Origin of the sequence: Aquella oligotrophica, from assembly GCF_002892535.1 — a bacterium.
Taxonomy (GTDB): Bacteria; Pseudomonadota; Gammaproteobacteria; order Burkholderiales; family UBA11063; genus Aquella; species Aquella oligotrophica.
The window spans coordinates 2327014-2339882 of record NZ_CP024847.1; the positions used below are offsets into that span (position 1 = coordinate 2327014).

Genomic DNA, 12869 nt, shown 5'->3' on the forward strand with positions numbered 1-12869 from the left:
ATATTAACCACGTAAATGACTTAATAATTCAGCAATCCGGGCTATATCATTAATAGAACCACTACTATCTATAAACTCAAAGTAATCCTCAGCAATTGATGAGAAAATAATGTCCTCACGCAAACCATCTAGCTCAAAATTATTAAAATCAACCAAATATTTAGCTTTTGCAAGTCGCAGGCAATCTTCACGGGTGTTTTTGAGGTTTCCTTTCCTATCAACTTCGCTAATTCTTTTCGCATATTCAGCAATTGCTGACTTATGAATTAATACTGGATATGTCAAACTTCTCAAATAATACTTAATAACCATATCAAAAAGACTTGATGATTCCTGTACATACACAGGAAAGTTACGAATTTCAGCATTATTACGGATCAGCCTGATTATTACACTATCTGGCTTGATTCCAGCGTCAAATTTAACATCACATTGCAACAAAAGACCACAAATTAATGCCCGGATTTTCAACGAATAGCTAACCTCTTCCAGCTTAGTGGGTAATTCCCGATCACTAATCTGCTCAAATCCTGGAGTAATTATTATTGCATTACCTTCGACAAATACCTCATCCTGAAGTATAATGTCAATGGTTTCCTCGCCCTTAGTCACAGGGTACTCAAGATAAAATTTGTTTAAGCTATTTCCGCAATTTGCTTTATATAATTGGTAAATTCTAGCATAATAATCAAACTGTAATTTTCCGATATGATCATATGCAAGAACTCCTTTTGCCTGCAAATATTCAGACAACTCTGATAATGATGCCTTTTGCAAATAACATTCAAAAAATTTAAATATTTCTTTAGCCAGATTACGATCAAAAATAGCGATACTTTCTCTATCCTCCAGCTCAATTTCATTGATGAAAGTATTGATTCCCAATGTCCGATATAAGTTTCGATTGGAATAACAAAAAGTCGCAACCAGATCGACTAATTTTGGCTGGTATAAAATCTGCTTTTGTTCACTAGTAAGACTAATTTGTTGAGTTCCACTAAATTCCCAACGCAAATTTTGTGCTTTTTCTGTAGTAATTCTAGCTAATTTTTGCCAAAATTCCGAATAATTGAAGCTATGGTTATTATAAAACGGATGCAATGAGTGCTGATAAATAATATTTCTGTAATTATACCTAGGCTTCATAGGATCTCCCTCATCCCAGAAATTAGTAAAACTTTGCCCCAAAACATTCATGAATAAACTCAATATCGGTGAGGGCTTAATTTCACTGTTGTCAGTTTCTTTTCGCCCAATATAGCTAATAATCAACCGCTCGCGTGCAGAAAGTATTGTATCCAGAAAAGCTTGCTTATCCTCAATATTATAGTTACGATCAGCAAGATGCCACTCTTTGGCAAGGATACTTAACTGATTAGGTTGATAAATTGCTGGAAATTCACCAAAATTAAGCCCCAACATATAAATTACCCGATGGGGAATATTTCGCATATACTGTAATGAAGCACAGGTAATTTTACTCTCAAAACGGATTTTATTCTTAATTTCAGACATATAATCATCAATTATCTGATTGACAATTAAAAGGTTTATTTTAATCTCTGAATTAATATCCAGTATTGAGCCGATAAATTTATTTAATAATAGTCCTGATTCAGGATTATTTAATAATTGCTCTTGTAATAAAGCAAAAACCTCATGTAGCTCGTCAATTGAAAACTCACGATACAAGTTATGTTCAAGATAAAGGAATTCCCGGATCCTGAATAAAAGATCAATTAACCCAATCAGCTTACTACATAATTCAATTTGCCCACTATCAATATTGTCATAAGGCACCACGACCACTTCTGCAAACCGATAAAGGGGAACATGATTAGCTGAAATCAGCACATCTTCACTAAGACAAGCACCACTAACAATATTTTGCAATAAAGTCTTAAAACTATGTACCGAAAAATTTTGATAACCATAAGGTTCGTAATCTTTTTCATTAAAACCAAAATTAACCCGGTTATCAATAAACCAGCCTTTTATTGTCTCAATATCATCATTATCAAGAAAAAGACTATCCCTTATTTCTGTCTGCATCAATAACTCAAGCAGATAATTAACTGGCAATTGATAAGGCAAATTTAACAGTAACTTCAAGGTTTCAAGAACCTTGTAATCACCTTGCTCACGATGCCCGGTTATATGATATGGAATCTTCAGATGAATGCCAGATGAAGTATAAGCCGTTTCATTATCAAATACTGCTCGAATATATGTAGCATAGTCATCTATATCCGGTGCTGTAATAAGAATATCTTGAGGTATAATTCCGGAACCGTCAGACAGAATATCAGATAGCTCATTAAAAAGAACCTGTACTTCACGCATCCTGTTATGACAGATATTTATCTTAATGCTTGTTTTACCATTAGGGAGATCAGAAACACATTCATCAGATCCAGAAAGTAGTTTGACTGGATCCATATAAAACAGATTATCTTTACTCAAACGATATTCATTTCGTACCCGATACTTTAGATTACGAATGTCATCCTGAATGATCTCAAGCATTGTAGCTGCTTGCTTTTTTTCACTGAATTCAGTATTAAAGCTGTAAACTTCAACATCATTAGCCCGAAGTAATTCAATAAATTCTCGCGACTGCTGCCCAAGATTTGCCAGTAGTGGATTACCATCGAGCAGATATAAATCATCCAGACTCAAATCAGGCTTACGAAGCAATTTCTGCTCAAGGCTTGAGCGAGCTTTTGTAGATAAAAGGTCTCCATAATACTCATACGAGCACGGCTGATAGTACCAGTAAACAGGAATCTTCTGGCTAATTTTGATAATTATTTCAAGCTGCGACGGATATACCGAAGTTAGACCAAACAGATACAGACGTTCTGGTAGTTTGAGAGAATTATCATTTAAATCAAGCTGAATGAAATATTGATAAATATCTATAAATAATTTCCGACTGCCAATAGAATCAGATAAGTGTCTAAATATCTGTTTCTGCCAGTGAGGTAATTTTGCCTTTTCAAGATGAATTAATTCATGTGTTCGTAAATAAAGATACTCGTGAAAAATTTGTTGTAACTGGCTTGCCAACTGGTAAGCCCTGAATTTATTAATCACTCCATCAACTATTATATAATTTTTTAACTCTTCAGATTCTTCTAAATCATCAAAACTGGTATTTAATAAATATTCGTAAATAATAAAGCGCGATTGTCTAAAATCAAATAATTGGGCATCAGGATTATTCTCAAGATAAATATTTTCAAGTACCGTACCAACAAGTACCACAAAATCAAGATTAGCCGAGATTCCATCAGCTTTAGTCACCCGATCACGTAGATATACGGCAAAAGCATGATTGGGTACAATTACTTGTAATTTGCTAAAAATACTACTACGCCTAGACTCACTCAGATGTGCATAAAAAATATCAAATAAGCCCGGAGATATGTTTTCCTCTCCAAGCTGACTACTTTGAAAAAACATTATATTATTAGAAATTTTTTCCATAAAATTTGCCCGAAACGTTGATTTTATTATCAAGTTATCCACCGCTTATTTGTCAAGAAATATTTTAAATTATTTTTTAGCTTGACTTTTTGCAACATATTGTTATATTTAATTTTTTAGCACATTAAAAGTTATCAACAGATCAAACAAAACCTTGTTATAACAAGGAATAGAGCCAAATAAAAAATAATTATCCACAGAGATATCCACAGCTTTTGTGGATAAACAAAAAAAACCGAAGTATCTGGTAACTTAGCTACATTTATACCAAAGGAGTCTGGGAATAAAATTAGTTAATCTTAACTCCACAAATGTTGAAATTATACCAGCTCGACAAAAATTTATAATAACTTGACTAACCTTCAATCTATTATTGAAAGTACATGTCCGACTTAGAGTTGCATTGCCACCAACTTTGATTTCATCATATAATGCCATCTTGATGAATTTCTAAATGAAAACCCGGATGTCTCGCTTGAATTTTTTTCAGAAAAACTAATGTTGATATGCTTAGTCAAAATCTCGATATCTCAATTAATACTAACATGCCATCATCACAAATAGCAAAAGCTAAATTGATTAAACAACTACAACTCCGACTTTTTGCCAGTAATTAAATATTTATGTTAATCTATTACAAACTATCAAAAATACAAATCTTAATTCGTTTTATAGATGGTATTATACCTATAAGCATAAAGTATGTAAATGGCTAAATACGTATATTATTCATGCATTTTTGTATTACTGACTACTCTAAGTAGATTAATCAATATCAACCCAAGGATTCAATAATTTTACAACAACCATAAACTTTATTTTTAACAAAGAGCATTATGAAAATCTGTTATAATAATATGGATTTAATATTTTCATTTTATTTAATAAAATTAATAAAAACTTATCCCTACCCCCACTTATTTTATTTGCATTTGCCCTAATTGGCTGTAGCCAAGGTGGTACTTCAAATAATACCAACTATTCCAATATTGAATCATTGGAAATAATAACTCCATATATACTACCAAATTCAAATACGAATAATGGCAAAGTTAATGCTGTTGTATTTAATCCAACAAATTATGAAATTACAAATCTTCAATATCATATAGATACAAGTATTGCATCTGGCTCTGAGGCTATTATTGAATCAGACAGCATAAAAAAATGCTCAAGAATACAAGCTTACTCAAGCTGCACACTAACTTTTGAAATTAATAAAGGAAGCACTGCTGGAGCATTTAGCATAAGCGTTAGTAGCGGTCAGTTATCAAGCGCTAAAAAATCAACCACAACAAAAACATCTCTGTTAATTGGTATCCAACCTAGTATTCAGAATTCATATACCGGACCAAATGGAATAACGATTTATTACTACAACAAAATCTTAAATTCAAATAAGTACATTATAGTATCAGGCATTATTGGGTCATTAAATACTGGAATATTAAACCAGATAACTTTAGTTGATAAAAACAATCAACCATTACCAAATCAGTATCCAATTAGTAATAATCTAATCAATCACCAACAGTTACAATTGGGTGATACATTCTCAATTATGATGACACTACCACAGTCAGTGCAAGAATTAGACTTCAATATTCAGACGTCTGAAGTATCAATGACTGGGGAAGTTTCAAATATTCAAACTGGCTCAATCACATATCAGTTAAAAACTGTTACTAATGAAGCAATACTTTTTAGCTACCCCGCTGTTCTAAACCTAACAGAAGAATACCCTTCTCAACCATTAGCATTAGCAAACATAGGAAACCAAGAAGCAACACAACTTGCATTACTTTCAAATAGCCCAAATATTATAATTCAATTCGCTACTGGCAACCTTTTTCCATATGAATATGGCTTGGCACAAATTACACTTACCCCACCAAATACTCCTACAGCAATAACATCTCTAACAACAATTTATAATAATGGACAAAATACTGTTGAAGAAAAAATCCCGGTTACAGAAAATATCACACCAACTCCTACACCAACTCCTACACCAACTCCTACACCAACTCCTACACCAACTCCTACACCAACTCCTACACCAACTCCTACACCAACTCCTACACCAACTCCTACACCAACAGTATCTGCGACTTTATCAAGTAAATCGGATGGAACACCAACAATTAATTCAATATCAAATGCCATAGTATTCTATGCTGTATTTAATTTATCAACCCAAATTGCAATAGGAACACAAACCTATCGGATAAATTCACTACCTAGCAATATGTATTTTATTAATGGTAATAGTTGTCAGCTAAGCTTTGTTTCACCTAGCTGTTATATTGCAATCAACTCCGGCACTGTAGCTGGAGACTATACAATTTCTTTCTCAACAACGGGGGAAGTCTCGCCAACACCAGCTAGTACAGATATTACTGTATTTTTAAATAAAGTTAATGTTCAATCGGCATTCTATCAAACTAGTGCACTTGATACAAACAATGTTCCCTACTGGTGGGGATGGACAATATCAAGCAGTCAAGCAAATCCGGATTTAACACCCGAAGCAGTCGATACAAACATGAAATTTAGTATAATATCATCCCGATATGGTCATATTTGTGGAATAAATTTAATTGATAATCTAACCTATTGTTGGGGAAATGGTAAAGATGGATCGCTTGGATTACCTAACAATAGTAACCTAGCTTTTCCCACTTCACCTGTTCAGGGAAATCATACTTTCACAAATATCTCGGCTGGATACCGCCAATCTTGTGGCATAGATACAAACAATAACGGATGGTGCTGGGGTAAGAATAACTGTGGTCAATTGGGAAATGGTCAAACACCAACTGAAGGACTATATAATTCAATTCCACAGTTAGTGAGTGGGAATCATCAATTTGTTACGGTTTCAGCCGGGCAATACTTTAGTTGCGGAATAGATAACTCAGGCACTGCTTGGTGCTGGGGTGCTCAATATGGCGGTGATCTTGGCAATGGTCAGAATAGTGAGCAATATCTATCATCTCCCCAGCAGGTATTAAGCGGAGCTACAAAATTTCAAATGATTGTAACATCAGGTGCTAGCTCATATGGACCATCTAATCCAAGCTGCGGAAGTGGCCATACATGTGCTATTGATACAACAGGAAAGGCGTGGTGTTGGGGAATAAATTCCACTGGGCAACTTGGTAACAACACACTAAATAATAGCAGTACACCACAGAGTGTCTATTCAACAAGAAAATTTATTGACATTACTGCGGGAAGTAACTATACATGTGCAATATAGATACCACATATCACGCGTGGTGTTGGGGAAGTAATCAGTATGGGCAACTTGGAAATGGAACGCTTTTATCATCAAATATACCTATTGCTGTCGCCGGAGACATTTCTTTTAAAATGATAAGCGCTTCTTCAACAGCTAACACCTGTGGTGTATCAACTGATAATAAAGTATACTGCTGGGGAAATAATGAATATGGACAGCTAGGAATAGATCAAAAGGGAGATTACAAAACAACACCTCAAATTGTCGAAGGTGCAATCAATCAAGATGAAGCAACAACACGATATAAAAATAAAGCCCGTAAATAACAGAAATTTATATTCTGGATATTTGACTTCTATATTTTGAAATACACCAAATAATAAGACACCAAACAACAATAGCAATGCCGATTTGTTCCGAATAAGCATCTAGAAAATCACTGCCTTTGGCAAGAATCTTGCTAATCCCGAAACTGCTAGTAGCCATGAAACTAGCTAACTCAAAGAAACCAACAATAAATGCCAGTATTGCAGTTGAGAAAAGCATAATCCGGTTATAGATTAATAATTTTTGCTGATTAGTATTAAAACTTCCATATAGCTTGGAAATAAAGATACTATCAAATGAATCGGTAAGTATCATGCCACTAGCAAAAGAAATCGGTAGTAACATGATGCTCCAAATAGAAATACCACTTAAAGCTGAGCTAGCTGCAATACCAAGTAAGGCAATCTCGGTAGCAGTATCAAAGCCAAGTCCAAAGAGAAAGCCAACCAAGTACATTTTTAATGGACGATCAACAAGATTTAGAATTTTCCGCGTAAGAAAACTCATTATCCCACCAGCGGGTGGATGATTATGCGAATGACTTGAAGCATGAAATAAAGACCTTAAATTCATGAATCCAGTTAAAAACAGAAAAGTAGCCGAAATAACCGTACCTATTATGCCACCATAATCGCCAATATTTCCCAATGAACCTTTAAATTGAATAACCCCAAGCACTATTAATAAAGTAAGTACAAAAACAATTGTCGAATGCCCAAGAGCAAAAAATAAGCCTGTTGTATAGCTTTTTCGATTCTCTGAATTGAATTTCCGGGTGATATTATCAATTGCGACGATATGATCAGCATCAAATCCATGACGTAACCCAAGGGTAAAAGCAATAAACACCAGTGATAACAGCTTTACATTACCGAGTGTAACGGTTAAATTAAGTAACCATACCGCTAAAGTAATTACACCAAGGAGTAAAAGTAGTTTTTTTGCCGACATTTGTCTGATTCTTTATAAATGAAGCTCTGGATCAACCAAGATTTTTTGAGAAACTTGAGAAACTCCAGTTAGAATAGCTTGGGAAACTTCACTTTCAGGCGAAATTAACGAACCTTCAATTCCCCAAAATTCAACATTATCAATATTAATCCCAAGCTCTTTAGCTAATGCCAATGAAGCCGAAACACCCAGACTATGACTAGATAGCATGCCACTAAAACCGATAATCTCGTTCGCCTGTAATTTATAAATACTACCAGGAATCTTGAGATTCGTTTTAACCATATCAATTAAAATAATTCTTTGATAATCACCAAGTAGCCAGTTTATCAGATTAATTCCGGGACGATCAGCGACTTCAAGGGTCAGAAGATTTTTTGCAACCATTTCTCTGATTGTAGGAACTTGCTCCAATTCCTCCACTACCAGCCAACCAGCCCTATCATCACCAAAGGGTGAACCAATCCCAAGGATTAAAGTTTTTATCATTGGCGCGTAATATTAAGCGTTAAAAAATGAGCAGAGCAAGAAATACACGGATCATAATTCCGGATAACCATTTCGGCATGGAGGCGTAATTCATCATCTGGTTTATCTAAGCCAAATGTCTCCAAGGACGAGCGTAAATTTGCTTCGATACATGGCAAATTCTGCGAAGTTGGTGCAGAAATTCTGATTGCCGTGGCATAACCGCGCTCATCAAGCTGCACATGATCAATCTGGATTCCACGTGGCGCTTCAACAGCACCCCAAGCATTGGCAGCTTTTGGCGTATATTCTAGCGCAGGTTTATCAGTATAGGTATAGTTACGGCAAATTTCAAGCGCGCGTTCAATTGCCCAATAGCCTTCTATCGAGCGAGCAATTATTGAATGAAACATATTGCGGCTTGGCCATTTGATTCCAGTAGCATTTGCCATTTCCTGAATATGTGGAGGCAAACGATCAAAATTAAGGTTAATCCGCGATAAAGGTCCAAACAAAATTGGTTCACCAGCAATTGTTGTTGAATGTAGTGCAGTTGACTGACGAGCATGAAACTCACGAAAATGCTCATCATAATCATTGATATTAAACGTTTCGCCATCACTGGTAATAACTTCTGTTGCGAAAACGGGATACTCGGTCGGATGACGGAGACTAACCATTTTAAATGGAACTTCAGCATCAGGAAACGGCAATTGACTAAACCATTCAACAACATCCTTTGCATCTTTCAATGCAGCTTCGAGCTTCGGAATCAATACCGCAACTTCTTCTTCACGCGGTGCACGATAAAATCCACCAACTTTCATGCCATTTGGATGAACTGAACGCCCACCAAGAAGTTTAAGGATTTCATTTCCCAAATGCTGTAATCGGACACCACGGAGTACCTCATTTGGATAATCTTTTGCCATCTCAATGCCAGAACGATAATTAAGAAAATCAGGTGCAGCCAGTAAATGAGTGTGTAAATAATGTGATTCAATCCATTCACCAAGAAACATCAATAAGCGCATATCATGAATCCACGGTGTCAATTCAACCCCAAATGCAGCTTCATAAGCATTCGAAAATCCAGCCTGATAAGCTAATGGGCAAATTCCGCAAATCCGGGCAACCGCATCAATCACTTCATTTGGTTCACGCCCTTCAAGAAATTTCTCAAAATAACGTGGTGGCTCATAAATCCTCAATTCACACTTGGTGATTTTACCAGCCGTAATTTCCAGATCAAGTGCCCCCTCACCTTCTACCCGGGCAAGAATTGGAACTTCAATTTTGGTAGTGCGATTTTCAACGTTCATAATTTTTTACCTAATCTATGATAATTATTTATATAAAGTATCCACTATAACTGCATCGGAATATGAAGCCATTAACAAGGGGCAAGGTGACGCAGTTATTGCGAGATAGTCCGAGCAACTACTCCATGAAATGTTATTGCTTGACTATTAATATGATGAAATTTATGCTTAATTTGTTCATCACTTAGTCCCATTTCCTTTAATTTGGCTATCATTGCATCCATATTGGCATATTTCGCTGGTCCATAACAACCATAACAACCACGTCCAAGCTTTGGACATATCGCATCACAGCCATCAGCAACCACCGGACCAAGGCACGGTTCATTCTTGGCAACCATCACACAAGTAACTCCAGCATGCTTACAGGTAGTGCAGACTGGATCAACATTTTTTTCTGGTTCAACGCCAAAAAGTATTTGACGAATCGCCCGTAAAATCTGCCCAGTATTAATTGGACAACCCGGTAATTCAAAATCAACCTTAACATAAGCGCTAATTGGTTTGGCGGTTGCTAAATCACCCTCAATAATTACCTCAGTCTCTTCAGGGTAAACATCATGTTGCCAATGGCGTAATTCTTTCTCATCGGTAAAATTGCGTAGAGCTTGTATCCCACCGGTCAAGGCGCAGGCACCAACGGAAAGGACATATTTAGCTTTAGCGCGCACCATTTCAATTCTATGCACATCATGGTGGGTATTTACGCTACCCTCGATTATCGCCAGATCAACTTCAGCAAACTCATCTAGTGGTCCTGCTTCGGCAAAATGAACAATATCAACCATCGTTGCCAATTCAAGTAAAGACACCGCATCATTAATCAATGCTAGCTGACAGCCATCACAAGAGCTAAACTTATGCACTGCTATTTTGGGACGCTTTGCAAAGTTTATTAATTTATCAGGCGTTGACATCTTATAATCCTTTCACGGCAAGGAGTTTTTCACAAGCTGGGTATGGATACACAGCACCATCCTTACAGATAAATTGCGAACCAAGCTGACAATGCCCACAGTGTCCAATTGCGCATTTCATACTCCGCTCAAGACTGACAAATACATTATCCGGCTTAGCGCCAGCTTTGATAAACTCCTTGGCAACCGCCAACATCATTGGCTCTGGACCTACTGTCATTACCACACTATTGGCAAAATCAATATCAAGCTCAGGGATATAGGCTGTCACAAAACCTTTTTTCCATTCCCATTTACCATTATCTACTGGATCTTCGGCGCTTGTTGCCATCATTACTTTGGTATCTGGAGAATTATGCCAGCGTTCATACATATCCTGATAAATTAGCCAATCCTGACTTTTAATTCCATGAATTACCCTTAATTTACCGTATTGATTGCGATTTTGTAAAACTTCCTCGGTTGCTGCCACCAAAGGTGCATTACCAAGCCCGCCAGTCACAATTACCACATCCTTACCCTTAGCCTCAGCCATTGGCCAGCTGGTACCAAATGGTCCGCGGACGCCAACTTTATCGCCAGTTTGAAGTTTCATCATTCCCTTAGTTACTCGTCCAACAACCTGTATTGTATGCTCAAACCGTCCTTTTTGGTGATCGCGGTCATTTACAATCGAAATAGCAACTTCGCCAACACCATAAAAGTAAATCATATTAAACTGTCCGGGACGAAATGAATATTTGCTATCAAGTTCAGGATCAGTAAATTTTAAACGAATAGTAAAAATATCGTGGTGATCTTTTATAAATTCAACAATTTCTGCTTCATGCGGGGTATAGGCATCATTGGTATATAGCATAATCTTCTCTCTTATTTGCAAATCGTGTTGATTTCATCAACCACATCAATTTTAACTGGACACCAAGTTACACAACGCCCACAACCAACACAACCTTTGGTTCTAAATTGGTCACGCCAAGTTGAGAATTTATGGGTTAACCATTGACGATAACGATATTTAGGGTTTTCGCGGTAAGTTTCGCCATGAGTGTAGCTATGATCAATGCTAAAGCATGAATCCCATTCCCGCGTGTGTTCGGTTTCAGTACCCAGTACGTTTGGAATATCTCGTTCAGTATGGCAAAAGCAGGTTGGGCAGGAATTAGTACAACTACCGCATGACAAACAACGGCTGGCAACATCATCCCACGCCTCATGTTCAAGATTTGCCATTAGCTTAGCTTCCACCTCTTTAATTGGCGGCAATTGCTTATGCTGCATTTGTGCGGCATTATCAATTAAATTAAGCGCATGCTCTACTTCTGCACCAGTTGCAGCATCAACTTCAAGATACAATAATAATTCACGACCTTTATCCGAACCAATCTCGGCAACAAATCCAGCATTAATCTCGGTTAATGCCAAATCATACCCCTTATCTGCTCGTGGATAATCACCTAACGCCACACAAAAACAGTTAAAATGTGAAGTACCACAATTCATCGCAATAATAAACTGATTCTCACGCCGTTTACTATAACGAATATCATTATATGAATTATGCTGAAATACCCGATCTTGAATCTCTATTCCACGTAAATCACACGGTCTAACACCAAATACAGCTATTTTTTCGACATCCACAACCGACTCAAAAGCAAGCTTGCCAGAATCATCACGCTTTACTTTCCAAACCGTTTCTTTTGCCTTAAATAGCATGGGCTTAACCGATGCTGTCGGTACAGTAAAGCCAAATGCCTGCGGACTCTCCGTTTTTGTGATTTGATAATGCCCCGGCTTTTGTTCATCAACATAGCCCCATGGCAGATCTTCTGCCTTACTGATTGGCGCATAACTGATACCGCCTTCAAGATGGCGTGGCGCGAGACATTTATAGCCATTTCCCTTGAAGTAGCTAAGTATCTGATCAATTTTGGTATGTGGAATAAAGTAATAATGACTCATGGGATTTTCGCCAAGTAGATTTGATATATCAATATTATATCAAAATAAGCAATTAATAGCTACAATTTTTATAAGGTTATTAACCCACCAAACCAGTAGCCTATTTACTGCATGTTTACGACATTTATAACCTCTATAGATTTAAGGGGGCATACTAGGCTAAACCTAAACTTAACCACCCATATC

The 12869-nt window shown here is 36.7% G+C and carries 9 protein-coding genes; 2 read left to right on the forward strand and 7 right to left on the reverse strand.

Going from position 1 to position 12869, the window contains the following annotated elements; genetic code table 11:
• Window positions 1–3 precede the first annotated feature (3 nt).
• On the reverse strand, window positions 4–3489 hold the full coding sequence (locus CUN60_RS10600; protein WP_102952015.1) for an exodeoxyribonuclease V subunit gamma: 3486 nt from the start codon (window positions 3487–3489) through the stop codon (window positions 4–6).
• 997 nt (window positions 3490–4486) lie between these two features.
• On the opposite strand from CUN60_RS10600, the gene CUN60_RS13000 reads away from it, so the two are divergent.
• Entirely contained in the window at window positions 4487–6751 is a 2265-nt protein-coding gene (locus CUN60_RS13000) for an RCC1 domain-containing protein (RefSeq protein ID WP_158649394.1), read from the forward strand.
• A complete protein-coding gene (locus tag CUN60_RS10615) occupies window positions 6739–7059 on the forward strand; it encodes an RCC1 domain-containing protein (RefSeq protein WP_102952017.1) in 321 nt (106 codons plus the stop codon). Before CUN60_RS13000 ends, CUN60_RS10615 begins: the two co-directional genes overlap by 13 nt.
• A 7-nt stretch (window positions 7060–7066) precedes the next feature.
• On the opposite strand, the gene CUN60_RS10620 is transcribed toward CUN60_RS10615, so the two are convergent.
• The 6 genes from CUN60_RS10620 to CUN60_RS10645 form a co-directional block, all read right to left on the reverse strand.
• The gene (locus CUN60_RS10620) at window positions 7067–8011 is read right to left on the reverse strand and encodes a HoxN/HupN/NixA family nickel/cobalt transporter (protein ID WP_102952018.1); all 945 of its coding nucleotides are present in this window, start codon (window positions 8009–8011) and stop codon (window positions 7067–7069) included.
• Between the two features lie 12 nt (window positions 8012–8023).
• Window positions 8024–8500, reverse strand: coding sequence for a hydrogenase maturation protease (locus CUN60_RS10625; protein WP_102952019.1), 477 nt, complete (start codon window positions 8498–8500; stop codon window positions 8024–8026).
• Entirely contained in the window at window positions 8497–9801 is a 1305-nt protein-coding gene (locus tag CUN60_RS10630; RefSeq protein WP_102952020.1) for a Ni/Fe hydrogenase subunit alpha, read from the reverse strand. Before CUN60_RS10630 ends, CUN60_RS10625 begins: the two co-directional genes overlap by 4 nt.
• Window positions 9802–9896: 95 nt before the next feature.
• Window positions 9897–10718 (reverse strand): NADH-quinone oxidoreductase subunit B family protein, encoded by an 822-nt coding sequence (locus CUN60_RS10635; protein WP_102952021.1) that lies wholly within the window; start codon window positions 10716–10718, stop codon window positions 9897–9899.
• Window position 10719: 1 nt separating this feature from the next.
• Entirely contained in the window at window positions 10720–11577 is an 858-nt protein-coding gene (locus tag CUN60_RS10640; protein ID WP_102952022.1) for an FAD/NAD(P)-binding protein, read from the reverse strand.
• Between the two features lie 11 nt (window positions 11578–11588).
• Window positions 11589–12683, reverse strand: coding sequence for a 4Fe-4S dicluster domain-containing protein (locus CUN60_RS10645; RefSeq protein WP_102952023.1), 1095 nt, complete (start codon window positions 12681–12683; stop codon window positions 11589–11591).
• Window positions 12684–12869 lie beyond the last annotated feature (186 nt).